This window comes from Pseudomonas sp. Tri1, from assembly GCF_017968885.1.
GTDB lineage: Bacteria > Pseudomonadota > Gammaproteobacteria > Pseudomonadales > Pseudomonadaceae > Aquipseudomonas.
In genome coordinates, this window is sequence record NZ_CP072913.1 from 5,964,569 (window position 1) to 5,989,354 (window position 24,786).

The 24,786-nt window shown below is 63.2% G+C and carries 23 protein-coding genes; 13 read left to right on the forward strand and 10 right to left on the reverse strand.

The features are described 5' to 3' along the window. Positions 1-15: 15 nt before the first annotated feature. From nusB to nrdR, 6 genes are all read right to left on the reverse strand, one after another. Positions 16-516 (reverse strand): transcription antitermination factor NusB, encoded by a 501-nt coding sequence (nusB, locus tag J9870_RS25970; protein WP_047229742.1) that lies wholly within the window; start codon positions 514-516, stop codon positions 16-18. Further along, positions 513-989, reverse strand: a complete 477-nt coding sequence (gene ribE / locus J9870_RS25975; protein ID WP_003206025.1) for a 6,7-dimethyl-8-ribityllumazine synthase — start codon at positions 987-989, stop codon at positions 513-515. Before ribE ends, nusB begins: the two co-directional genes overlap by 4 nt. A 90-nt stretch (positions 990-1,079) precedes the next feature. After that, positions 1,080-2,171: a bifunctional 3,4-dihydroxy-2-butanone-4-phosphate synthase/GTP cyclohydrolase II gene (gene ribBA, locus J9870_RS25980; RefSeq protein ID WP_134926015.1), complete on the reverse strand. Its 1,092-nt coding sequence runs from the start codon at positions 2,169-2,171 to the stop codon at positions 1,080-1,082. Positions 2,172-2,187: 16 nt separating this feature from the next. Further along, positions 2,188-2,862, reverse strand: a complete 675-nt coding sequence (locus tag J9870_RS25985; protein WP_210641317.1) for a riboflavin synthase — start codon at positions 2,860-2,862, stop codon at positions 2,188-2,190. A gap of 46 nt (positions 2,863-2,908) precedes the next feature. Continuing rightward, positions 2,909-4,042 (reverse strand): bifunctional diaminohydroxyphosphoribosylaminopyrimidine deaminase/5-amino-6-(5-phosphoribosylamino)uracil reductase RibD, encoded by a 1,134-nt coding sequence (gene ribD / locus J9870_RS25990; protein ID WP_210641319.1) that lies wholly within the window; start codon positions 4,040-4,042, stop codon positions 2,909-2,911. Continuing rightward, on the reverse strand, positions 4,039-4,503 hold the full coding sequence (gene nrdR, locus J9870_RS25995) for a transcriptional regulator NrdR (RefSeq protein ID WP_013694316.1): 465 nt from the start codon (positions 4,501-4,503) through the stop codon (positions 4,039-4,041). The genes ribD and nrdR overlap by 4 nt, the downstream gene beginning before the upstream one ends. Positions 4,504-4,630: 127 nt before the next feature. Here nrdR and J9870_RS26000 point away from each other — a divergent pair, with 127 nt between their 5' ends. The 3 genes from J9870_RS26000 (at position 4,631) to trxA (ending at position 6,820) form a co-directional block, all read left to right on the forward strand. Next, the gene (locus J9870_RS26000; RefSeq protein WP_210641321.1) at positions 4,631-5,095 is read left to right on the forward strand and encodes a YbaY family lipoprotein; all 465 of its coding nucleotides are present in this window, start codon (positions 4,631-4,633) and stop codon (positions 5,093-5,095) included. Continuing rightward, complete coding sequence (locus J9870_RS26005; protein WP_210641323.1) at positions 5,092-5,748, forward strand: 50S ribosomal protein L11 methyltransferase; 657 nt, start codon at positions 5,092-5,094, stop codon at positions 5,746-5,748. The genes J9870_RS26000 and J9870_RS26005 overlap by 4 nt, the downstream gene beginning before the upstream one ends. Positions 5,749-5,947: 199 nt before the next feature. Then, on the forward strand, positions 5,948-6,820 hold the full coding sequence (gene trxA, locus J9870_RS26010; protein WP_210641325.1) for a thioredoxin: 873 nt from the start codon (positions 5,948-5,950) through the stop codon (positions 6,818-6,820). Here the strand turns inward: trxA and J9870_RS26015 are convergent. Then, positions 6,817-7,170 (reverse strand): hypothetical protein, encoded by a 354-nt coding sequence (locus J9870_RS26015; RefSeq protein WP_210641327.1) that lies wholly within the window; start codon positions 7,168-7,170, stop codon positions 6,817-6,819. The two genes, trxA and J9870_RS26015, sit on opposite strands and share 4 nt — an antisense overlap. 130 nt (positions 7,171-7,300) lie before the next feature. Here J9870_RS26015 and J9870_RS26020 point away from each other — a divergent pair, with 130 nt between their 5' ends. The 5 genes from J9870_RS26020 to J9870_RS26040 all read left to right on the forward strand — a co-directional run bounded on the left by J9870_RS26020 (position 7,301) and on the right by J9870_RS26040 (position 11,567). Next, positions 7,301-7,882 carry a DUF2796 domain-containing protein gene (locus J9870_RS26020; protein WP_210641329.1) on the forward strand — a complete coding sequence of 194 codons (582 nt, stop codon included), beginning with the start codon at positions 7,301-7,303 and terminating at the stop codon, positions 7,880-7,882. A gap of 219 nt (positions 7,883-8,101) precedes the next feature. Beyond that, a complete protein-coding gene (locus tag J9870_RS26025; protein ID WP_210641331.1) occupies positions 8,102-8,812 on the forward strand; it encodes an ABC transporter ATP-binding protein in 711 nt (236 codons plus the stop codon). A 1-nt stretch (position 8,813) separates the two neighbouring features. Beyond that, complete coding sequence (locus tag J9870_RS26030) at positions 8,814-10,079, forward strand: ABC transporter permease (RefSeq protein ID WP_210641333.1); 1,266 nt, start codon at positions 8,814-8,816, stop codon at positions 10,077-10,079. Positions 10,080-10,090: 11 nt separating this feature from the next. Further along, positions 10,091-10,609 carry a DUF3299 domain-containing protein gene (locus J9870_RS26035; RefSeq protein ID WP_025215734.1) on the forward strand — a complete coding sequence of 173 codons (519 nt, stop codon included), beginning with the start codon at positions 10,091-10,093 and terminating at the stop codon, positions 10,607-10,609. A 259-nt stretch (positions 10,610-10,868) separates the two neighbouring features. Next, on the forward strand, positions 10,869-11,567 hold the full coding sequence (locus J9870_RS26040; protein WP_210641335.1) for an OmpW family outer membrane protein: 699 nt from the start codon (positions 10,869-10,871) through the stop codon (positions 11,565-11,567). Positions 11,568-11,704: 137 nt separating this feature from the next. Here J9870_RS26040 and J9870_RS26045 read toward each other — a convergent pair whose 3' ends face one another. Then, a complete protein-coding gene (locus tag J9870_RS26045; protein ID WP_210641337.1) occupies positions 11,705-12,634 on the reverse strand; it encodes an NAD-dependent epimerase/dehydratase family protein in 930 nt (309 codons plus the stop codon). Continuing rightward, complete coding sequence (locus tag J9870_RS26050) at positions 12,627-13,511, reverse strand: sugar nucleotide-binding protein (RefSeq protein WP_210641339.1); 885 nt, start codon at positions 13,509-13,511, stop codon at positions 12,627-12,629. The genes J9870_RS26045 and J9870_RS26050 overlap by 8 nt, the downstream gene beginning before the upstream one ends. Positions 13,512-13,818: 307 nt before the next feature. On the opposite strand from J9870_RS26050, the gene J9870_RS26055 reads away from it, so the two are divergent. Further along, positions 13,819-18,132, forward strand: a complete 4,314-nt coding sequence (locus J9870_RS26055; RefSeq protein ID WP_210641341.1) for a DEAD/DEAH box helicase — start codon at positions 13,819-13,821, stop codon at positions 18,130-18,132. 134 nt (positions 18,133-18,266) lie between these two features. Here the strand turns inward: J9870_RS26055 and J9870_RS26060 are convergent, their stop codons facing one another. Then, positions 18,267-20,357 carry a mechanosensitive ion channel family protein gene (locus J9870_RS26060; protein ID WP_210641348.1) on the reverse strand — a complete coding sequence of 697 codons (2,091 nt, stop codon included), beginning with the start codon at positions 20,355-20,357 and terminating at the stop codon, positions 18,267-18,269. 288 nt (positions 20,358-20,645) lie between these two features. Here J9870_RS26060 and J9870_RS26065 point away from each other — a divergent pair, with 288 nt between their 5' ends. From J9870_RS26065 to J9870_RS26080, 4 genes are read left to right on the forward strand one after another with little or no spacing between them, the layout of a single operon-like run. Continuing rightward, entirely contained in the window at positions 20,646-21,572 is a 927-nt protein-coding gene (locus tag J9870_RS26065; protein ID WP_210641350.1) for a DUF72 domain-containing protein, read from the forward strand. Beyond that, the gene (locus tag J9870_RS26070) at positions 21,569-22,381 is read left to right on the forward strand and encodes an endonuclease/exonuclease/phosphatase family protein (RefSeq protein WP_210641358.1); all 813 of its coding nucleotides are present in this window, start codon (positions 21,569-21,571) and stop codon (positions 22,379-22,381) included. The genes J9870_RS26065 and J9870_RS26070 overlap by 4 nt, the downstream gene beginning before the upstream one ends. Continuing rightward, complete coding sequence (clsB, locus tag J9870_RS26075; RefSeq protein ID WP_210641360.1) at positions 22,378-23,676, forward strand: cardiolipin synthase ClsB; 1,299 nt, start codon at positions 22,378-22,380, stop codon at positions 23,674-23,676. The genes J9870_RS26070 and clsB overlap by 4 nt, the downstream gene beginning before the upstream one ends. Beyond that, positions 23,663-24,664, forward strand: coding sequence for a lysylphosphatidylglycerol synthase domain-containing protein (locus J9870_RS26080; protein WP_210641362.1), 1,002 nt, complete (start codon positions 23,663-23,665; stop codon positions 24,662-24,664). Before clsB ends, J9870_RS26080 begins: the two co-directional genes overlap by 14 nt. Positions 24,665-24,786: the final 122 nt, after the last annotated feature.

Genomic DNA, 24,786 nt, shown 5'->3' on the forward strand with positions numbered 1-24,786 from the left:
GGATTTCAAGCGCAATCAGCGCTTGAACGCCTTCACTTCAGCTTCACGCAGACGTGGGGCCAACTTGTCGAGCACGCCGTTGACGAACTTGTGGCCATCGGTGGAACCGAAGACTTTCGCCAGCTCGATCCCTTCGTTGATCACCACACGGTACGGTACGTCGACGCGTTGCATCAATTCCCAGGTGGACAGACGCAACACTGCCAGCTCAACCGGGTCCAGCTCTTCGATGGTCAGGTCCAGGCAAGGGGCCAGGGCGATATCGATCTCGGTCTTGTGGGCCGGCACGCCGTGGAGGATCTCGCGGAAATACGCGCCATCGACATCACTGAAATCGTTGTCGACCCGAAACTGCGCTTCGATCTCGTTCAGCGATTGCTTGGCCATGTGCCATTGATACAGCGCCTGGGTCGCGAGCTGACGGGCTTCGCGGCGCTTGACGCTCTTGGATGGCTTGCCGGCATCGGCGGGCTTGGGATCGCGCGGGTTGAAACGATCGCTTTCGTCGCTAATCACTTGGCCTCCAACTGCGCCAGCAGGCTGACCATTTCCAGGGCGGACAGGGCAGCTTCGGCACCTTTGTTACCGGCCTTGGTGCCGGAACGCTCGATGGCTTGCTCGATGGAATCAACGGTCAGCACGCCAAAGGCGACTGGCACGCCGAACTCCATGGACACCTGGGCCAGGCCCTTGGTGCATTCGCCGGCCACGTATTCGAAGTGCGGAGTACCGCCACGAATGACCGCGCCCAAGGCGATGATCGCCGCATATTCGCCCTTTTGAGCGACTTTCTGCGCAACCAGTGGAATTTCGAAGGCGCCAGGCGCACGGATGATGGTGATGTCGCTTTCGCTCACGCCATGGCGAACCAGGGCATCGACCGCACCGCCGACCAGGCTCTCAACCACGAAGCTGTTGAACCGGCCCACTACCAGAGCGTAGCGGCCTTTGGGGGCGATGAAGGTACCTTCGATGGTCTTCAGGGTCATTCGTCAGATCTCTTAAAGAGCCAGAGCGCGTTCGATACGCGCTCCTCAGTGATATTAGCCACGAATACAGGGCCGGAAAATCCCGGGCTATTATTCGGAGGGCACGTATTCTACAACTTCCAGATCGAAACCGGATATCGCATTAAATTTCATCGGTGCGCTCATCAGGCGCATTTTACGCACACCCAGGTCGCGAAGGATCTGCGAACCGGCACCGACGATGCTGTAGGTGGTCGGTTTTTTCACCGCCGTCTGATCGGCGGTTTCACGGATGTGCGCCAGCAGCACGTCGCCATCGAGCGGGTGCCCGAGCAGCAGCACCACGCCGCTGCCCGCCTCGGCCACTGCAGCCATGGCGGCCCGCAGGCTCCAGCGACCGGGCTGCTTGACCATCAGCAGGTCACGCAGCGGGTCCATGTTGTGCACGCGCACCAGGGTCGGTTCTTCGGCGCACACCGTGCCCAGGGTCAGCGCCATGTGCACGTCGCCTTCCACCGAATCGCGGTAGGTCACCAGGTTGAACTGGCCCAGCTCACTGTCCAGCGGCTGCTCGGCAATCCGCTGAACGGTACGTTCGTGGATCATCCGATAGTGGATCAGGTCGGCGATGGTGCCGATCTTGATGTTGTGTTCGGCGGCGAACGCTTCGAGTTCCGCACGACGGGACATGGTGCCGTCGTCGTTCATTACTTCGCAGATCACGCCGCTGGGCTCGAAACCGGCCATGCGCGCCAGGTCGCAGGCCGCTTCGGTGTGGCCAGCGCGGGCCAGGGTACCGCCGGCCTGGGCCATCAGCGGGAAGATGTGGCCAGGGCTGACGATGTCTTCGGCCTTGGCGTCTTTCGCCGCGGCGGCTTGCACGGTGCGCGCACGGTCAGCGGCGGAGATACCGGTGGTCACGCCTTCGGCGGCCTCGATGGACACGGTGAACTTGGTGCCGAAACCGGAGCCGTTGCGCGGCGCCATCAGCGGCAACTTCAGCAGCTCGCAGCGCTCGCGGGTCATCGGCATGCAAATCAGGCCACGGGCGTGCTTGGCCATGAAGTTGATGTGTTCGGCCTTGCAGCACTCGGCGGCCATGATCAGGTCGCCTTCGTTCTCGCGGTCTTCGTCATCCATGAGGATGACCATCTTGCCTTGGCGGATGTCTTCAACCAGTTCTTCGATGCTATTGAGCGCCACGCGGCACCCCCTTGGGTCAGGATTTGAGGTAGCCGTTGGCGGCCAGAAAGCTTTCAGTGATGTTACCCGGCTTTTGTGGGGAGCCAGGCTCTGCGGCCTTGTCTCCCAACAGCAGGCGTTCCAGGTAACGGGCCAGCAAGTCGACTTCCAGGTTGACCCGACGCCCCGGCCGATACGAGGCCATGATGGTTTCGCTCAGGGTATGGGGAATGATCGTCAGCAGGAACTCGGCGCCATCCACCGCATTGACCGTCAGACTGGTGCCATCGACGGTGATCGAGCCTTTATGGGCAATGTACTTGGCCAGTTCCTTCGGCGCACGGATGCGAAATTCCACGGCCCGGGCATTATCGCTGCGCGAGACCACTTCGCCGACGCCGTCGACATGGCCGCTGACCAGATGGCCGCCCAAGCGGGTGGTCGGCGTGAGGGCTTTTTCCAGGTTGACCGGGCTGCCGCTCTTGAGGTCGTTCATGGCGGTGCAGTCGAGGGTTTCGCGGCTGACATCCGCCAGGAAACCATTGCCTGGCAATTCGACGGCGGTCAGGCATACGCCGTTTACCGCAATGCTGTCGCCCAGCTTGACGTCGCTCAGGTCGAGCTTGCCGGTTTCGACGTAGACCCGCACATCACCGCCCTTGGGGGTGAGTGCGCGGATGCTGCCGATGGATTCGATGATGCCGGTAAACATGGAGTCCTCCTCGAGAACAGGCCGCCGCTTGCGCGAAAGCCGGGAATTATACGCTCGCCTTGGGTACGGGAACGGCGATGACTCGCCAGTCATCGCCCACGGCGCGGATTTCAGTGATTTTCAGCTCTGGGGCGTCTTTCATCTGCGCCAGCGGCCAGTCCAGCAATGGCCGCGCCGAAGAGCCGAGGAACTTGCCGGCGATGAAAATCTGGAATTCGTCCACCAGCCCTTGCCGGGCAAATGCCCCCGCCAGGCGCGGGCCGGCTTCCACCAGAACCTCGTTGACGTCACGGCCGGCCAGCTCCACCAGCAGCCGGCGCAGATCGACCTGGCCGTCATCACCCGCCACGATCATGCATTCGGGACCATTGGCGTACTGTTCTTCCACCGCCATGCAAGTAGCGACCAGCGCCGGGCCAGCCTTGAAGAACGGCGCGTTCAGCGGCACCCGCAGGCGCCCGTCCACCAGCACTCGCAGTGGCGGACGGCTCATGACCAGCGCGGTCTGCTCCGGGTCCAGTCCGAGCTCATCGGCGCGCACGGTCAGCCGGGCGTTGTCCGCCAGCACCGTATCGGCGCCGGTCAGCACCACGCTGGCCTGGGCACGCAGGCGTTGCACCGCCGAGCGTGCGGCCGGGCCGGTGATCCACTGGCTTTCGCCGCTTTCCATGGCTGTGCGGCCATCGAGGCTCATGGCCAGCTTGACCCGCACGAACGGCAGGCCGTGTTCCATGCGCTTGAGGAAACCTTCATTGAGCTGGCGTGCCTCTCCTTCCAGCACGCCGCTTTCAGTGGCAATACCAGCCTGGGCCAGCCGTTGCAGACCACGACCGGCCACTTCCGGGTTGGGGTCCTGCATCGCCGCCACCACCCGCGCCACGCCGGCGTTGACCAACGCGTCGGCACACGGCGGTGTACGCCCGTGATGGCTGCAAGGTTCGAGGGTCACGTAGGCCGTGGCGCCCCGGGCCAGTTCAGCGGCGGCGCGCAGGGCATGGACTTCGGCATGGGGCTCACCGGCGCGAATGTGCCAGCCTTCGCCGACAATCTGCCCGTCACGCACGATCACACAACCAACCCGGGGATTGGGGTGGGTGGTGTAGTGACCGCGCCGCGCCAACTCCAGGGCACGGGCCATGTAGTGGGCGTCGAGGACGGCCTGCTGCGCCGAAATGCTCATTCTTTCACCGGCTCGCGAGCCAGGCGGTCGATTTCTTCGCGGAACTCGTTCAAGTCCTGGAAGCGCCGGTACACCGAGGCAAAACGGATGTAGGCGACTTCGTCGAGCTTTTGCAGCTCGGCCATCACCAGCTCACCGACCACCAGGGATTTGACCTCGCGCTCGCCGGTTGCCCGCAGCTTGTGCTTGATGTGCACCAGCGCCGCTTCCAGGCGCTCGACGCTCACTGGGCGTTTTTCCAGGGCGCGCTGCATGCCGGCGCGCAGTTTTTCTTCGTCGAACGGCTGGCGACTGCCGTCGGTTTTGATCAGGCGCGGCAACACCAGCTCAGCGGTCTCGAACGTCGTGAAACGTTCGCCGCAGGCCAGGCATTCGCGACGGCGGCGGACCTGTTCGCCCTCGGCGACCAGTCGCGAGTCGATGACCTTGGTGTCGTTGGCACCGCAGAATGGACAGTGCATGGTGGCAGGCAACAAAAAAAGGGAGGGCCATGGTAGCGCATCCCACTGGCAAGACAAGCCATAGGGTTTACGGTATACAGACGGGCTTACCGTCAGATCCATGGAATTTACCTTGCTGGAGCCACACATGCCGCTACGATCGCTCGTTTTGCTCAGTTTTTTCAGCCTGCTGATGGCGTGCAGCAGCGACGCCCCCAAGCCCGCAGCGCCCGCCCCGGCCCCGGCGCCGAAACAGGCCCAGGAAAAAGCCCGCCAGGCCGCCGAGCTGGGGCCGCTGCCGGCGTACCAGCGGGAATTGAGCGGCACCCTGCAAGGCGTGCCGGCCGGGGCCGAGGTCGAACTGGCGCTGCTGGTGATCGATGACAAGGACCGTCCACAGCAACTGCTCGCCAGTTCCAGCCTGATCGGTACCAACCAGGCCCTGCCCTTCCGCCTGCGCTTCAACCCCGATGCCTTCCCGGTTGGCGCTCGTGTGGAACTGCGCGGTCGTGCCAGCCAGTCCGGCCAGTTGATCCTGCACCTGCCGGAACAACGCATCAGCCAACCGACCACCCAGGCGCTGGGCGCCCTGCAGTTCGTCAAAGCGCCATGAATGCACCGCAAGACCTACAACACGCGTTGGGTGAGTTGCTGGGCGACGCACGCCTGGTGGCTTGCCCACTGCCGGGCACGGACTTGAAACTGTGGCTGATCGACGGCGACAACATGGACCGCGCCTTCAGCCCGGAAGAAACCCGGCGCATCCTCCACGAGCCGCCTTACTGGAGTTTCTGCTGGGCCAGCGGCCTGGCGATGGCCCGCTATCTGGCCGAACAGCCACAGTGGGTCGAGGGTAAGCGGGTGTTGGATTTCGGTGCCGGCTCTGGTGTCGCTGGCATCGCGGCGGTCAAGGCCGGCGCGCTGGAAGTGGTGGCCTGCGACCTGGACCCGTTGGCGATTGCCGCATGCCAGGCCAATGCCGCGCTCAATGGTGTGGAACTAGGTTATTCGACGGACTTCTTTGCCGAGGCCGATCGTTTTGATCTGGTCCTGGTCGCCGATGTGCTCTACGACCGCGCCAACCTGCCACTGCTCGATCACTTCCTCAGCCGCGGTCGCGAGGCCCTGGTGGCCGACTCCCGGGTACGGGATTTCCAGCATCCGCTGTACCGGCGCATCGAAATGCTTGAAGCCATGACTTTGCCCGACCTGGCCGAGCCTGAAGAATTTCGGCATGTGAGCCTGTACCACGCGCGCCGTGACTAAATAAAAGCTTCGCGAGCAAGCCCGCTCCCACAAGGCTGTCGGTTGTTCAGACATTTTGCGCAAGACGCCTCCCTCTGTGGGAGCGAGCTTGCTCGCGATGAGGCCCCGTCAATCAATACATCTCTCACGATCTCCCGGCTTTCAGCCACCCCCACCAAGCCGTATAGTTGCCCCATTCAAGCGCTCTACGAGATTCCCCATGACCCAGGACACCCCCTACATCTTCGACGCCACCACCGCCGATTTCGACCAGTCGGTGATCGCCAACTCTTTCCACAAACCGGTGCTGGTGGACTTCTGGGCCGAGTGGTGTGCACCGTGCAAGGCGCTGATGCCGATGCTGCAAACCATCGCCGAGAGCTACCAGGGTGAGCTGCTGCTGGCCAAGGTCAACTGCGACATCGAGCAAGACATCGTCGCCCGCTTCGGCATCCGCAGCCTGCCCACCGTGGTGCTGTTCAAGGACGGCCAGCCGGTCGACGGTTTTGCCGGAGCCCAGCCGGAATCGGCCGTGCGCACGATGCTCGAGCCCCATGTGCAGATGCCCCCTCCAGCCGCTGCCGATCCGTTCGAACAAGCCCAGGCGTTGTTCGACGACGGTCGTTTCGCCGACGCCGAAGCGGTGCTCAAGGTGCTGCTGGGTGAAGACAACACCAACGCCAAGGCCCTGATCCTGTATGCCCGCTGCCTGACCGAACGCGGCGAACTGGACGAAGCGCAGACAGTGCTCAATGCGGTGAAAAGCGACGAGCACAAGGCCGCCCTCGCCGGTGCCAAGGCGCAAATCCAGTTCCTCGGCCTGGCCAAGCACCTGCCGGACGCCGCCGACCTCAAGGCCCGCCTGGCCAAAGACCCGCAGGACGATGAAGCGGTGTATCAACTGGCGATCCAGCAACTGGCGCGCCAGCAGTACGAAGCGGCCCTCGACGCGTTGCTCAAGCTGTTCGTGCGTAACCGCAGCTACAGCGAAGGCCTGCCCCACAAGACCTTGCTGCAAGTGTTCGAATTGCTGGGCAACGATCACCCGCTGGTGACGACCTATCGCCGCAAGCTGTTCGCCGCGCTGTATTAAGCCTTTGGCCCGACCCAGCTATAGAGCGGCGTATCGCCGCCGCTCAACACCTTGACCTCGGCGCTATGGCGCAAGCGCACCAACAGGCGCTTGCCTGCCGACGCACTGCCGCTCAGGCCTTCAAGCTGTTCCAGCAGGTCCGGACCGCTCAACTGCCCGGCCTTGCGCAGCAGTTCCTTGGAGATCTGCCACAGGGCATCGTCCTGATTCGCCGGTTTGCCCACCGGTGCCGCCACGCCCTCGGCCTTGGCCACTTGTAACTGCGCGCCAAGCTGCGCCCAGTCGCCTTCATCCATTTCGATCGACAAGTCCACCGGCCAATCGCCGACGGTTCCGCGTATCCGCAACATCACTGTGCTCCTGAATATTTCATGTACGCATGCTCCCATGGGCCTTGCGCGACGCCAAGCAGACGGTCAAACTCTGCGCACTTTCGTTATAAGATTACATAACACAACTTGTACTTCCTGGAGACTCGTCATGCGTCGTCTGCTTCTTGCCCTGCCGTTCGCCCTGCTGCCATTGGCTGTCGCTCATGCGGCGGTCGAACACGATCATGACCACGAGCACGGCAGCCTCGGCGCCCACGAACATGGGGTCGGGCGGCTGAATGCGGCACTGGACGGCCAGACCCTGGAGTTGGAACTGGAAAGCCCGGCGATGAACCTGGTGGGCTTCGAACATGCCGCCACCAGTGACGCCGACAAAGCCAAGGTCGCCGCCGTACGGGCGCAGCTGGACAAACCGTTGGCACTGTTCAACCTGCCCGCCGCGGCCAAATGCACCGTGGCCCAGCAGGAACTGGAGAGCCCACTGTTCGGCGATGAGCCAGACCACGAAGACCACGATGAAGACACCGACGGCGACGAACACCACGAGCACAGTGAAATCCATGCCCATTACCAGTTCACCTGCGCCGCCCCGGGTGCATTGAAGAACCTGGACCTGGCAACACTGTTCAAAACCTTCCCGGCCACCCAGAAAATTCAGGTACAACTGATCAGCCCGAGCGGCCAGCAAGGCGTGGAAGTGACGGCCAAGGTGCCTACCCTGAAGTTCTGAGTTATTACTGCGGCTCCCGCGGTTGATCTGTTGTGAATGCAAATGCGTGAGCAGCAGAGATCCAATGTGGGAACGAGCTTGCTCGCGATGAGGTCGGCACATCCAGTACTTATGTCGCCTGACACATCGCTACCGCGAGCAAGCTCGCGCCCACGGTTGATCGACTGTGAATACAGAATATGTGGGCAACAACGATCCATTACCTTGAAGTCAGCAAACATGACCCAAGCACTCATCGAACTCTCCGACCTGGGCTTCAGCTGGCCCGGGCATCCGCCGTTGCTGGATATCCCGGCGTTTCGCCTGGAGGCTGGCGAAACCTTGTTCCTCAAGGGGCCGAGCGGCAGCGGCAAGACCACGCTGCTGGGGCTGTTGGGCGGAGTGCAGATGCCAGACCGTGGCAGCATTCGCCTGCTCGGCCAGGAACTCACCGAGCTGGGTGCTGGCAGCCGCGACCGCTTTCGCGTGGACCACACCGGCTACATCTTCCAGCAATTCAATTTGCTGCCGTTTCTCTCGGTACGTGAGAACGTCGAGCTGCCCTGCCACTTTTCCAAGCTGCGGGCGCAACGGGCGCTCCAGCGCCACGGCAGCGTCGATCAAGCCGCCGCCACGCTACTGGCGCACCTGGGGCTGACCGATCCAAGCCTGCTGGAGCGCCGCGCCGACTCGCTGTCCATCGGCCAGCAACAACGGGTCGCCGCCGCACGGGCGCTGATCGGCCAACCGGAGTTGGTGATCGCCGACGAACCGACTTCGGCCCTGGACTACGATGCCCGGGAAAACTTCCTGCGGTTGTTGTTCGCCGAATGCCGCGAGGCCGGGTCGAGCCTGTTGTTCGTCAGCCACGACCAGAGCCTGGCGCCGCTGTTCGACCGCAACCTCTCGCTGGCCGATCTCAATCGCGCCGCCACGCCACTCGAGGTCTGAGATGTATTTGTTCCGTCTAGCCATGGCCAGCCTGGCGAACCGCCGCTTCACCGCGATCCTCACTGCGTTTGCCATCGCCCTGTCTGTCTGTCTGTTGCTGGCAGTGGAGCGGGTGCGCACCGAGGCGCGGGCCAGTTTTGCCAGCACCATCAGCGGCACCGACCTGATCGTCGGCGCCCGCTCCGGTTCGGTAAACCTGCTGCTGTATTCGGTGTTTCGCATCGGCAACGCCACCAACAACATCCGCTGGGACAGCTTCGAACACTTCGCCAGCAACCCGAAAGTGAAGTGGGCGATCCCGATGTCCCTCGGCGATTCCCATCGCGGTTATCGAGTGATGGGCACCACCGAGGCCTACTTCGAACACTACCAGTACGGTCGCCAGCAACACCTGGAACTGGCCGATGGCCGGGCCTTCGCCACCGATCCTTTCGAAGTGGTGCTCGGCGCCGAAGTGGCCGAGGCACTGCATTACAAGCTCGGCGACAAACTGGTGCTGGCCCACGGCGTGGCGGCGGTCAGCCTGGTCAAGCACGACGACAAACCCTTCACCGTGGTCGGCATTCTCAAACGCACCGGCACCCCGGTGGACCGCACGCTGCACATCAGCCTCGGTGGCATGGAAGCGATCCACATCGACTGGAAGAACGGCGTGCCGGCCCAGGGCAACGGCCGCATCAGCGCCGACCAGGCGCGCAACATGGACCTCACGCCCCAGGCGATCACCGCGTTCATGCTCGGCCTCAACAGCAAGATCTCCACCTTTGCCTTGCAACGCGAGATCAACGAGTTCCGCGGCGAGCCATTGCTGGCGATCCTGCCCGGCGTGGCCCTGCAAGAGTTGTGGAGCCTGATGGGCACGGCGGAAAAAGCCCTGTTCGTGATTTCATTGTTCGTGGTGCTGACCGGGTTGATCGGCATGCTGACGGCGATCCTCACCAGCCTCAACGAACGCCGCCGGGAAATGGCGATCCTGCGTTCGGTGGGCGCCCGGCCGTGGCACATTGCGACGCTGCTGGTGCTCGAAGCCTTTGCCCTGGCCCTGGCCGGAGTCACCGCCGGGCTGGCGTTGCTGTACATCGGCATCGCTGCCGCCCAGGGTTACGTGCAGTCAGCCTATGGTTTGTACCTGCCGCTGAGCTGGCCGAGCGAATATGAATGGACGCTGATGGCTGGCATCCTGGTCGCCGCCCTGCTGATGGGCAGCGTGCCGGCCTGGCGCGCCTATCGCCAATCGTTGGCCGATGGCCTGTCGATCCGTTTATGAGGACCTTGAAAATGCCCCGCGCCCTGCTTGCGCTGTTGATGATGGTCGCCCTGCCGCTGTGGGCAGCCGAGCCGAGGGACCTGGCCTGGTCGGAAATGATCCCGCCGGATGCGCCGCCGGAAGTGCCGAACATGACCCCGCTGCATGACTTGTCGAAGATGAGCGACGCGTTGGCCGCCGAATCCGCCCCGGCGGCCAAGCAGGATTTGCCCAACGCCCCGGTGGTCAAGGCCCTCGACGGCCAGCAGATCCGCCTGCCGGGCTACATCGTGCCGCTGGAAGTCAGCGAAGAAGGCCGCACCACGGACTTTTTGCTGGTGCCCTACTTCGGCGCCTGCATCCACGTGCCGCCACCGCCGTCGAACCAGATCGTGCATGTGAAAAGCGAAGTCGGGGTCAAGCTCGATGAGCTGTACCAGCCCTACTGGGTTGAAGGGCCGATGCAGGTCAAGCCTTCCACCAGTGAACTGGCCGATGCCGGGTATCAAATGGAGGCGCAGAAGATTTATGTGTATGAGCTGCCGGAGTGAATCTGGTGGTGATATGTGGTTTTTGAGGTCGCTATCGCGAGCAAGCTCACTCCCACAGTTGGATCGGTATTCCTTCTGAAGAAACTCGATTCAATGTGGGAGCTGGCTTTCACGCAATGGTTCCCTCAAATTTTCTCATCAGCGCTTTTATTGAGCTGAGTCAATTAAACACCCCCTGACTCATTGAGCTGTGTCAAAAGACCGGACCAGACGGCTTCATATCATGAGACATCAAATTTCGATGCCCTCTGGAGCCCTCATGAACAAGTCCTTGCTCAGCGCTTCCCTCGTTGCCCTCGCGCTCGCCGCCCCACTCGCCCAGGCCCACACAGCCGGCGATATTATCGTTCGCGCCGGTGCTATCACCGTCAATCCGGAAGCCGACAGCTCCAGCGTCAAGGTTGACCGAGGTCCACTGGCCGGCACCGACCTGGGCGGCAAGGCGACCATGAGCAGTGACACGCAACTGGGCCTGAACTTCGCCTACATGATCACCAACAACCTGGGGATCGAGTTGCTGGCGGCCTCGCCGTTCGAACATGACGTGAAAATCAAAGGCACCGCCCTGGGCGCGGCCAATAACAAGCTCGGCACCCTCAAGCACCTGCCGCCAACCTTGAGCCTGGTCTACTACCCGCTCGACGCCAAGTCGGCGTTCCAGCCGTATGTCGGTGCCGGCATCAACTACACCTGGATCTACGACGAACACGTCGGCAGCGAAGCCAGCGCCAACGGCTTCAGCAACTTTCGCGCGAGCAACAGCTGGGGCATGGCGTGGCAAGTGGGCGCCGACTACATGCTGACCGACAACATCATGATCAACGGCCAGATTCGCTATATCGACATCGACACCACCGCCTATGTGGACAACAACGCCGTGGCTGGCGGGACCCGGGCCAAGGTGAATGTCGATGTGGATCCGTGGATCTACATGGTGGGGTTGGGTTACAAGTTCTGACCCAAGCTTAAAGATACGAAAACACCTGTGGGAGCGAGCTTGCTCGCGATGACGGTGGATCAGCCAGCAATGATGTTGACTGACCTACCGCTATCGCGAGCAAGCTCGCTCCCACAGGTTTGTGGTGGCTGGGAAACTCAGCGCCCCAACAAACGCGCCAGCCCCACGCTCATCGGTGTTTGCTGGGGAAAGCTGAAGCGCTGCAACAGCCGATGGTTGTCGGCCCGGGAATGGCGGATGTCGCCGGAACGCGCCGGGGCGTAGCTGATCGGCGGCAGATCGCCCACCACGGCGGCCAGGGCCTGGAGCATCTGCTTGAGGGTCGTGGCCTGGTTCCAGCCGACGTTCACCGCCCCGACTTCCACCTCAGGCTTCTCGATGGCCTGCACCAGCAAGTCCACCAAATCTTCGACGTAGACAAAGTCCCGGGTCTGCTCGCCGTCGCCGAACACGGTGATCGGCAGGCCTTTCTGCGCCCGTTCGCTGAAGATGCTGATGACCCCGGAATACGGCGAGGACGGATCCTGGCGCGGACCATAAATGTTGAAGAAGCGGAACACCACCGGTTCCAGGGCATGCTGGCGGCGATAGAAATCCAGGTAGAACTCGCTGGCCAGCTTGTCCGAGGCATACGGCGTGAGCGGGGCCTTGGGCGTTTCCTCGTCGATGGACTCGCCTTCGCCGTTGTTGCCATAGACCGCAGCGCTGGAGGCGAACAGCACCCGTTTCACACCGGCCTGGCGCATGGCCTCGCAGACGTTCAGGGTGCCGATGAAGTTGCTCTGGTGGGTGCGCACCGGGTCGTCCACCGACGCTTGCACCGAGGCCACTGCTGCCAGGTGCGCCACGGCGCTGCAACCGGCCATGGCCCGGGCCACCAGCGCGGCATCGGCGACATCGCCTTCGATCAGTTCGACGGCGGGGTTGTCCAGCGGCAGGTTGCTGCGCTTGCCGGTGGACAGGTCATCGAGGATACGCACCGAATGTCCCTTGGCGAGCAAGGCGTCGGTCAGGTGCGAACCAATGAAACCCGCGCCGCCAGTGATTAAAACAGGGCCTTCAGCCATGACGATAAAACCTATCCAGTAAGCCCGGGAGTGCCGCGCGCCAGGCGCGGGGCTTGATCCCGAAAGTGTGCAGAATTTTCTTGCAGGCCAGTACCGCGTGCTGTGGTTCTTCCGCGGCGTCCGGACGTGCGGCGTGGGCTTGGGCGGTGGGCGACTCGATTGCCAAAGGATGCAGGGCGCGGGCTTCGGTGAGGATCGCCTGGCCCAGCGCCAGCGGCGTGGTCGCCTCGTGCCCGGCGTAATGATAGGTGCCCCACAGCGGCGCCGCGCAATCGAGTTGCTTGAGCACCGAGATAATCACCCGCGCCGCATCGTCCACGGGCGTCGGATTGCCGCGACGGTCGTCGGCCAGCAGCAACTCCTCAGGCTGTTCAGCCCGGGCCAGGAAACGTCCGAGGATGCCGTCGGCGCTGTCGTCCAACAGCCAGCCGAAACGCAACAACACATGTTGCGGACAGGTGGCACGCACGCTTTGCTCGATTCGCCACAACGCCTGGCCACGCAGGCCCAAGGGTACAGGCTCGTCCTTTTCGCTATAGGCCGTGGCGCGGGAACCGTCGAACACCCGGTAGCTGGACGGTTGCAGCAAGACGATATTGTGATGCTGGCACAGCTCGGCCAGGCGCTCGACGGCGCGCTCCTGGCCGGCCAGGCGCTGCTCGCTGACGGCCTCGGCCTGAAACCAGTCGAAGTAGTACGCCAGGTTGATCAAGGCGTCCGGACGGGTGTCGTCGAGCAACTGAGTCAGGCTCGCGGCATCCCAACCGTCTTCGGGTGGGCGGGGGGCAAGAAAACCGATGTCTTCTTCTGCACCGAGGCGAATCAGCGCCTGCCCAAGGGCATTTCCGCCGCCCAGTAACATAAGGCGCATTCGCATAAAGTCAGCAGGCCCAGTCTGTTGGCACAAGAATTTGGTCGACAACGCCCGCAGGCGTCACCGGGATCGTTGCATTTTGCGGGTTTAGTGCGCAACCGTCATCCGTAAAGTGCAGATCTGGCATTTGCGTGCACCTCGAGGCCGCTATCGCGAGCAAGCTCGCTCCCACATTTGACTGGTTGTGGCCACAGATTTTGCGCTCATAAAGGCCCCCCTGTGGGGAGCGAGCTCGCGATAGGGCCCGAACAGACGATGGAGATTCCTGACGGTACTTGCATCTTCCCCCTCCCACCCGCATAACTGCCCCATGAATCTGCCCCTTGCAGCCAACCACGCCATGGCAGGCTTTCACCCCGCCGTTCGCGCCTGGTTCAGCCAGACTTTCCCAGCGGTGACGGCCGCCCAGGCCCGGGCGTGGCCGTTGATCGGCCAGCGCCGTTCGACCCTGGTGGCGGCGCCCACCGGTTCGGGCAAGACTTTGACGGCGTTTCTCGCCGTGCTCGATGACCTGGTGCACCGCGGCCTGGAACAAGGCGGCCTGCCGGACCAGACCCTGGTGGTCTATGTTTCGCCGCTCAAGGCATTGAGCAACGATATTCAGATCAACCTGCAAAACCCACTGGCCGGCATCACCGAACAATTGCGACAAATGGACCTGCCGCCCCTGTGTATCACCACCGCCGTACGCACCGGTGACACGCCGCAGAAGGAACGCACGGCGATGCGCAAGAGCGCGCCGCACATCCTGGTGACCACACCAGAGTCGCTCTACGTGCTGCTCGGCTCCGATTCCGGCCGGCAAATGCTCGCCAGCACGCGCACGGTGATCGTCGACGAAATCCACGCCATCGCCGCCAGCAAACGCGGCAGTCACTTGGCCTTGAGCCTGGAACGCCTGCAAGCCCTGTGCGCCGAACCGCTGATGCGCATCGGCCTGTCCGCCACGCAAAAACCCATCGAAGCCGTGTCACGTTTTCTCGTGGGCCAGGGGCGGCCCTGTGAAATCGTCGATATCGGCCACGCCCGCCCCCGGGACCTGGACATCGAGGTGCCGCCCGTGCCGCTCTCGGCGGTGATGGCCAATGACGTCTGGGAGCTGGTCTACAACCGCCTCGCCGAGCTGGCCCGGGAACACCGCACCACGCTGGTGTTCGTCAACACCCGGCGCCTGGCCGAACGCCTGAGCCGTCATCTGAGCGAGCGCCTGGGCAAGGACGCCGTGGCCGCCCACCATGGCAGCCTGGCCAAGGAGTTTCGCCTCGACGCCGAACAACGCCTCAAGCGCGGCCAATTGCAGGTGTTGATCGCCACCGCGTCCCTGGAGCTGGGCATCGATATCGGCGATGTCGACCTGGTGTGCCAGATCGCCTCGCCCCGTTCGATCTCGGCGTTCCTGCAACGAGTGGGTCGCTCCGGGCACCAGGTGGGCGGTACACCCAAGGGACGGTTGTTCGCCACCAGTCGTGACGACTTGATCGAATGCGCCGCCCTGCTCGATTGCGTGCGCCGTGGCGAGCTGGACATATTGCACATCCCCAAGGCGCCACTGGATGTGCTGGCCCAACAGATCGTCGCCGAGGTCAGTTGCCAGGAATGGCAGGAACAGGCGCTGCTGGAGACCTTGCGCCGCGCCTCGCCCTACGCCGAACTGGACGACGATCACTATCAGGCCCTGCTGCAGATGCTCGCCGAAGGCCTCAACGGTCGCCAGGGCGTGCGCAGCGCCTACCTGCACCGCGATGCCGTCACCCGCACCTTGCGCGGGCGCCGGGGCAGCAAGCTGACCGCCGTGACCAGCGGCGGCACCATCCCGGACAACGCTGACTACAGCGTGCTGCTCGAACCCCAAGGGCTGAACATTGGCAGCGTCAACGAAGATTTCGCAGTGGAGAGCATTGCCGGCGACGTGTTCCAGTTGGGCAATACGTCCTACCGCATCATTCGCGTCGAAACCGGGCGCGTGCGGGTCGAGGACGCCCAGGGCCAGCCGCCGACCATCCCGTTCTGGCTCGGTGAAGCCCCGGGGCGCAGCGCCGAATTGTCCCTGGCCGTCGCCCGCCTGCAAGCCCAGCTGGACGTATTACTCGGCGCCACGCCGGGCAATCTGCAACCGGCCCTCGACTGGCTCACCGGCACCTTGCAACTGAACCTGGCCAGCGCTGAGCAACTGGTGGATTACCTGGCTCCGGCGCGCCTGGCCTTCGGCGCGCTGCCGTCCCAGGACACGTTGCTGATGGAGCGGTTTTTCGACGAGTCCGGCGGCACGCAACTGATCATCCACACGCCCTTTGGCAGCCGTATCAACCGCGCCTGGGGCCTGGCCTTGCGCAAGCGCTTCTGCCGCACCTTCAATTTCGAATTGCAGGCCGCCGCCAGCGAAGACGCCATCGTGCTGTCGCTGTCCACCAGCCACAGCTTCGAGTTGGACGAGGTCTGGCGCTACCTCAACAGCCATAGCGCCGAGCAGATCCTGATCCAGGCTGTGCTGGATGCGCCGCTGTTCGGCGTGCGCTGGCGCTGGAATGCCGGCGTGGCCCTGGCCTTGCCGCGCTACAGCGGCGGGCGCAAAGTCGCCCCGCAGATCCAGCGGATGAAAAGCGAAGACCTGATCGCCAGCGTATTCCCGGATCAAATCGCCTGCTTGGAGAACCTGGCCGGCGAGCGCGAGATCCCCGACCACCCGCTGGTGGAACAGACCCTCGACGATTGCCTGCACGAAGCCATGGACAGCGAAGGCTGGCTGACGCTGTTGCGGCGCATGGAAGCCGGCGAGGTTCGCCTGATCAGCCGCGACCTGCCGGCGCCCTCGCCCCTGGCGGCGGAAATCCTCAGCGCCCGGCCCTACACCTTCCTCGACGACGCACCGCTGGAGGAACGGCGGACCCAGGCGGTGATCAACCGGCGCTGGAGCGATCCACAGTCCACCGACGACCTTGGCGCGCTGGACGCCGAGGCCATCGAGTCAGTGAGGAATGAAGCCTGGCCAACGCCGGCCAATCTCGATGAAATGCACGAAGCGCTGATGAGCCTGGCCTGCATCGCCGACAGCGAAGCCAGCGCCCATCCGTCGTGGCTGGAGTGGTTGCAGACCCTGGCCGAACGCGGTCGCGCCAGCCATGTGCAGATCAGCGCCGAACGCGGACTGTGGGTGGCGCTGGAACGGCTGACGTGCCTGCAAGCGGTTTATCCACAGGCCCAATGGCAACCCGCATTGACGCCCTTGGCTGGTTTCGATGAAGCCTGGGACAGTGACGAAGCCGTTGTGGAAGTCCTTCGCGCCCGGCTCAGCGCTTTTGGCCCTCTGCCGTTGAAGGCCATCGCCTATCCGCTGGGGTTGTCGACCCCGCAAGTCACCCTGGCCCTGGCGCACCTGGAGCAGCAAGGCTACGTATTGCGTGGCCGGTTCACGCCGGGCATCGGCCAGGAGGAATGGTGCGAGCGGCATTTGCTGGCGCGTATCCATCGCTACACGGTCAAGCGCCTGCGCCGGGAAATCGAGCCGGTGATGTTGCAGGACTTCATGCGCTTCCTGTTCGACTGGCAGCATCTGTCGCCGTCCACCCAGGGCCGCGGGAGCGCCGTACTGCCATCGATCATCAGCCAGTTCGAGGGCTACCCGGCGGCTGCCTCGGCTTGGGACAGTGACCTGCTGCCGGCGCGGATAAAAGACTATGCGCCGAGCTGGCTCGATGAGCTGTGCCGCAACGGCAAACTGGTGTGGACGCGCCTGAGCGCCCGCCAGAAAGCCTCTGCCAGCGCCCTGCGCAGCACGCCGATTGTGTTGCTGCCGCGCAGTCAGCTGACGCTGTGGAGCAGCCTGGCCGAACAAACACTCCCCAGCGAATTGTCCCTCAAAACGCAAAAAGTCCATCAGGCCCTCAGCGAACACGGCGCGCTGTTTTTTGATGAACTGCTGCATGAGGCCCATCTGCTGCGCAGCGAATTGGAAATTGCCTTGCAGGAACTGGTGGGCGCTGGGTTGGTGAACGCCGACAGCTTCGCCGGACTGCGCGCGCTGATCACTCCCGCCAGTAAACGCCAGGCCCGCAGCAGCCGGCGTGGGCGCGGCGCGTTTGTCGGCGGCATGGACGACGCCGGGCGCTGGGCCCTGTTGCGCCGCAGTGCACCTGCGCCTCAAGAAGGCAACCGCCCCGCGCCCACAGCGCCAGAGACGCTGGAACACATCGCCATGACCCTGCTACGCCGTTACGGCGTGGTGTTCTGGCGTTTGCTGGAACGGGAAGCCGATTGGTTGCCGAGCTGGCGCGAGTTGCTGCGGACCTTTCATCGCCTGGAAGCACGGGGCGAAATCCGTGGAGGGCGTTTCGTCAGTGGGCTGGCGGGCGAGCAATTCGCCCTGCCCGAAGCCATCCCGTTGCTACGCGAAGTACGTCGCCGCCCCAGCGACGGCAGCTTGGTCGCGGTATGTGGCGTCGACCCGCTGAACCTGGCCGGCACCCTGCTACCGGGGGCGAAGGTGCCGGCGCTGGCGAGCAATCGGCTGGTGTATCGCGATGGGTTGCCGGTTGCGGCGCAGGTTGCTGGCAAGCAGCATCTGTGGGTGGAGTTGGATGGGCAGGGGATGGCTGAGGTGAAGAGTAAGCTCATTCAGAAAAATTGAGGGTGTTTGGCCCGGCCCCATCGCGAGCAAGCTCGCTCCCACATTTGATCGCATTCTTTCTGAAGGAACTCGGTCCACAGTGGGAGCGAGCTTGCTCGCGATGAGGCCATCAGCCCACCACAAAACCTCCTCAACTACTGAGGTTGATTGGGCACCTCCTCGCCCTCTTCTTTCGACTCCTCCACCAACCGCCGCGGCATCACCACCTGCTGTGGATAAGTCTGCGCGAAATGCACCGCCGGATCGTTATCCACAAGTTTCTTCAAGCGCTGGTTGAACGCCCGACTCACCGCGTACTGCCCGCCCGACACCGTGCGGAACTGCGCCGTGAGCACCACGCCGTTGAGGTCCATCTTGTCTACGCCGAACACATCCAGCGGCCCTTGCAGGTTGAACTTGAGGAACGGGTCTTCGGCGATCGAACGCCCGGCTTCGCGGATCAGCTCGATGGCCTGCTCCACATCGGTGTCGTAAGTGAATTGCACAGAGAAAAACGCAAAGGCAAATTGCCGGGATTGGTTAGTCACCGCCTTGATCTGGCCGAATGGCACCGAATGTACGAACCCCTTGCCGTCGCGCAGGCGCAAGGTACGGATGGTCAAGCCCTCGACCGTGCCAGCGTGACCGGAATCGAGCACCACCCAGTCGCCGATCGACAGCGTGTCCTCGATGATGATGAACAGCCCGGTGATCACGTCCTGCACCAGTTGCTGCGAACCAAAACCGATCGCCAACCCCACCACCCCGGCACCGGCCAGCAACGGTGCGACGTTGATGCCCAGGTTGGCCATGGTGGTGATCGCGCAGATCACCACCAGGATGATTTTCGCCGCGTTGCGCAGCAGCGGCAGAATGGTCTTGATCCGGGTGCTGGGCTGGCGTGCGCCGCGTTTGTTCAGCGGTGGTTTCAAGGCTTCCTGGATCGCCGTGTCGAGCACCACCCACATCAGCCAGGTCACCAGGAATATCAGGCCGATGCGGCTCAAGGAATCACTGATTGCCCTTCCCACCGCATTGCGTGAAGCGAATTCGAACAGCGAAATCCCCCAGATCCGCCCGAGGATCTCAATGAATGCGACCGCCATGATGATCCGCAGCAACGCATGCAACAGGCTCAGCAAACGGCCCTTGTACGCGCTGTTGCGCTGGATAACCTCGACCTTGGGCGACTTGAAGACGTGCTGGAACACCGTGCTCAGAAACACCATCGCGATCAATAGGATGGTCGTGAATATCGCGCAACGCAGGGCCTTCTGGTTGTCCTCACCGACGCCGATCAGGCTCACCGCCGAGACCAGCACCATCAACAGGATCGGCCAGTACCAGAGCCCGGAAAAAATCCGCAGCGACTCTTGCAGGGCCGGTTGCTTCAGGCGCTGGGCCAGCGGGCGGTTGCGGATCAGGTGCGCCACTGGCCTGCGCATGCGAATCACCAGCCAGGCAAAGATCATCGAGGCGAACAAACCGGTGAACACCGCGATGCTGCTGGTGATGTTGCCGCCCAGTTGCCGGGCGATCTGCGGGCTGGTCAGGGCATCGCTGAGGGCGGCGAGAAAACCGATCATGAACAGCGGCCGAGGGCTCAAGCGCCGGATCATCGCCACCGCCCGGCGCTTGTGGCCGGCGTTGAACATCACGATCACGCAGAGCAACACCGACGTGGAAAAAATACCGCTGCTGGTGGCGTAGGCAAAACACAACGCCAGGGCGCGACCGACCGAGACCTGCAGGAAGTGACTGACGTACAGGGTCAGCGGCAGGCAGACCAGGGCCGGTACGGTGTAGGGCAGCAGATAGCCCAGCAGATCCCGCAAACGCTGGCGGGTGCGCAGCCAGCGGCCTTTGCCCAGGTGCCGCACCAACAGGCGTGCACCCGCCCAGATCAGTGCAAAACTCCCCAGCCAGACGCCGGAAAGCAACAGGAAATCCCCCGCCACTCGCCAGGACGAGCGGGACGTCTGGTCCACCAGCCGGTCCACCTCATCCGCCGCCCGATCCGCCCGCAAGCGCCAGGCGTCCACCAGGCTCTGGTTGAGGTCGAGTTTGTCCTGGACGTCATCGATGCTCGAGCTGATTGCCCCCAGCAAGCCGCCCTGTACCAGCGGCGCGGGTTCGGCGGGCGGTTCGTCGGGCTTGGAGGTGCCAGGGACAGCAGCGGTCCCGTAGGCGCTGGTGCCGCTCATCGCCAGCAAGAACAGCAGCAATACAGTGCTCAATCGAGACAAAACACGAGGCTCCTTCACACGGGATCGGTAAGGAACTGATCAATAACGGGCCGGCAAGTTCATCGCCCCTCGTTCCCACGCTCCGCGTGGGAATGCCTCTACGGACGCTCTGCGTTCGGCTCTGGAAGAGACGCGGAGCGTCTCGGTCCGCATTCCCGCGCGGAGCATGGGAACGATCATGCTCTGCGCGCATGACTTCACCGCCGGGCACCCCATCGAAACTTTCCGGGCCGCGCAACAGTCATCAAAAGACACAGGCTGTACGAGGTCATTGGCACGGGAGGACACATGACGGCGATCCACATTGGCATTTCCGGTTGGCGTTATACGCCTTGGCGGGGGGATTTCTACCCCAAGGGGCTGACCCAGAAGCGGGAATTGCAATTCGCCTCGCGCGCGGTCAACAGCATCGAAATCAATGGATCGTTCTACGCCCTGCAACGTCCCGAACGGTATGCCCAGTGGTACGCCGAGACGCCGCCCGGCTTCGTGTTCAGCGTCAAGGCCCCGCGCTTTATCACCCACATCAAGCGCCTGCGAGATATCCACAAGCCGCTGGCCAATTTTTTTGCCTCCGGGGTGCTGGAGCTCAAGGAGAAGCTCGGCGCAATCCTCTGGCAATTTCCCCCCAGCTTCAAATTCGACCCCGAGCTGTTCGAAGACTTCCTCAAGCAACTGCCCCACGACACCAAAGGCGCCGCCGCCCTGGCCCGCGAGCACGAACCGCGCCTGGACGGCCACGCCAGCACCCAGACCGATAAAAAACGGCCGCTGCGCCACGCCGTGGAAATCCGCCACGAGAGCTTCATCGACCCGCACTTCGTCACCTTGCTCAAGCGCTACGACGTGGCCCTGGTGATCGCCGACACCGCCGACAAATGGCCCTATCGTGAAGACGTCACCAGCGATTTCGTCTACCTGCGCCTGCACGGCGCCGAGGAGTTGTACGCCAGCGGTTACACCGACGCGGCGTTGCAACGCTGGGGTGAGCGGATCGAGGCCTGGAGCCACGGCAAGCAGCCCAGCGACGCCCACCTGATCGACCCGCAAAAGAAGCCGCGGGCGCGCAAGAGCCGGGAAGTGTTCTGCTATTTCGACAACGACATCAAAGTCCGCGCGCCTTATGACGCACGGCACTTGCTGGAGCACTTCGACCTGGACAAAGACCTCGCTACCGCACCCGGCGTGCGCCCGGCCGAGGGAGTATTGCCATGAGCATTCCAGAATCCCCCGAAGCGACCCGCGACCCAACCCAGCCCCTGGCCCAAAACCTTGACCGGATCAGCCGCTTCACCGTCCTGACGGTCAACACCCACAAGGGCTTCACCGCACTGAACCGCCGCTTCATCCTGCCGGAACTGCGCGAGGCGGTGCGCAGCGTGTCCGCCGACGTGGTGTTTTTGCAGGAAGTGCACGGCACCCACGAACATCACCCCCAGCGCTACAGCAACTGGCCGAGCATGCCGCAATACGAATTCCTCGCCGACAGTCTCTGGCCGCAGTTCGCCTACGGGCGCAACGCGGTCTACCCGGCGGGCGACCACGGCAATGCACTGCTGTCGAAATTCCAGATCATCCGCCACGACAATATCGACATGTCCATCAGCGGCCATGAAAGCCGCGGCATGCTCCACAGCGTGCTGCGCTTGCCGGGCGCCGACAGCCCGCACATCCACGCCATTTGCGTCCACCTGGGGCTGCGCGAAGGCCATCGGGTCGAGCAATTGCAGCTGCTTTGCCAACGCTTGAATGAACTGCCGCCCGAGGCGCCCGTGATCGTCGCCGGGGACTTCAACGACTGGCGCGGCAAGGCCAGCGAGCTGCTCAAGCCCTGCGGCCTGCGGGAAGTGTTCGCCGAGCGGTTGGGCAAGCCGGCCCGCAGCTTTCCGGCGCGCCTGCCCATCCTGCGCCTGGACCGCATCTACGTGCGCAACCTCAAGGCCCATCATCCCAAGGTGTTGAGCGTGCGCCCCTGGTCGCACCTTTCCGACCACGCACCGCTGTCGGTGGAGATCGAATTATGAGCGCGACGGTGAACAAGGCGACGGTGGAGCAAATTGACGTTCCGCCCACCGAGCGCAACCCGGCACTGGCCGATATCGAATACGGCTGGCACGGCAACAACCGCGTCACGCTCCTGGAAAACGGCGAGGAGTACTTCCCCCGGGTTTTCGAGGCCATTCGCCGGGCCGAGAGCGAAATACTGCTGGAGACCTTCATCCTGTTCGAGGACAAGGTCGGTATCGAACTGCGGGATCTGCTGGTGGACGCCGCCCATCGTGGCGTGCGCATCACCGTCAGCCTCGACGGTTTCGGTTGCGGTGAGCTGACCACCGAATTCCTCGCGTCGTTGAGTGATGTCGGAGTGCGCCTGCAAATGTTCGATCCCGCTCCCCGGCGCCTGGGGATCCGCACTAACTGGTTCCGCCGTCTGCACCGCAAGATCGTGGTGGTGGACGGGGTCATCGCGTTTATCGGTGGCATCAACTTTTCCGCTGATCACCTGGGGGATTTCGGCCCCGAGGCCAAGCAGGATTACTCGGTGGAGGTCAAAGGCCCGGCGGTGGTGGATATCCACCACTTCGCGCTGTTGCAGAGTGGTCGGCCCGCCCGGGCCAAATACTGGTGGCAACGCCGTCGCAGTCGCCGCCACGAGCTGGCCTTCAACGACCATGACGGCCAGGTGCGCCTGGTCTATCGCGATAACCACGAGCATCAGACCGACATCGAAGAGGTCTACCTGCAAGTGCTGCGCAGCGCCCAGCGCCGCGTGGTGATCGCCAATGCCTATTTCTTCCCCGGCTACCGGTTGCTGCGCGAAATTCGTAACGCAGCGCGCCGTGGCGTGGAGGTGCGGCTGATCCTGCAGGGCCAGCCGGACATGATGATCGCCAAGCTCGCGGCGCGGATGCTTTATCACTACCTGCTCAAGGCCGGTGTGGTGATCTACGAATATTGCGAACGGCCGCTGCACGGCAAAGTCGCGCTGGTGGATGAGGACTGGAGCACCGTCGGCTCGAGCAATCTCGACCCGCTGAGCTTGTCCCTGAACCTGGAAGCCAACGTGCTGATCCGCGACCGGGCGTTCAATCGCGAACTGTTCGAGCGCCTCGACTACCTGAGCCGCAACCACTGCACCGCCATGCCCGCAGACCATGCTCCCCGGGGTCTACTGTGGCGCATGACCGTCGGTTTCATGGTGTTTCACTTCCTGCGCCACTTTCCGGCCTGGGCCGGCTGGCTGCCAGCCCATAAACCTCGTCTGAAACCCTTTTCGCCGCCGACGGCGGTTCGGAGCGAACCCCATGAACCACTCTGAAGCGCAGACCGCCCCCAATGACGCCCACGTCCACGAACAGGGTAAACCCAAGTCACGCTGGAGCCGCTGGAAAAGACCGCTGACCCTGGCTTTCTTCCTCCTGCTGATCGTGCTGTTCACCACCCTGGCCCGGCGCATCGACTGGTCGGAAGTGTTCGCCACCCTGGCGGACTTCAAGGTACGCACGCTGATCATCGCGGCAGCATTGACCATCACCAGTTTCATCACTTACGCCTGCTTCGACCTGATCGGCCGCACCTACATCCGCCAGAAACTGGGTTGGCGGCAGATCCTGCCGGTGGGGGTGATCAGCTACGCCTTCAACCTCAACCTCAGTGCCTGGGTCGGCGGCATCGCCATGCGCTATCGGCTGTATTCACGGCTGGGCGTCAGCACTGGCAACATCGCCAAGATCCTCGGCCTGAGCCTGGCCACCAACTGGTTCGGCTACATGACCCTGGCCGGCGTGGTGTTCAGCAGCGGCCTGGTGACGATGCCGCCGGGCTGGAAACTGAGCAGCGATGCGCTGCAAGGCGTAGGCGTGCTGTTGCTGCTGGTGAGCGCCGGTTATCTAGTGGCCTGCCGTTTTTCCAAGCGGCGGGCCTGGACGATTCGAGGCATGGAAATCAACCTGCCGTCACTGCGCATGGCCGTGCTGCAACTGGCTCTGGGGGCGCTGAACTGGTCGCTGATGGCGGCGGTGATTTTCACTTTGCTGCCAAGCAAGCTGGATTATCCGATGGTGCTCGGGGTGTTGCTGATCAGCAGCATTGCCGGGGTCATCACCCACATCCCGGCGGGCTTGGGGGTACTGGAGGCGGTATTCATCGCACTGCTGCAGCACGAGGTTTCACGGGGCAGCCTGCTGGCGGGGTTGATTGCTTATCGCGCGATCTACTTCATTTTGCCGTTGTTGATCACGGTGGTGATGTATTTGCTGATCGAGGCGAAGGCCAAGGCGTTGCGCGTCAAGCCAGGGCTTAAATAACGAGGCGTCAGTGGCGGCCCCATCGCGAGCAGGCTCGCTCCCACAGGGGATTTATTGCAGCCGGGATATCATGTTCCCAACAGTTCCAGTGTGGGAGCGAGCTTGCTCGCGATGAGGCCCGT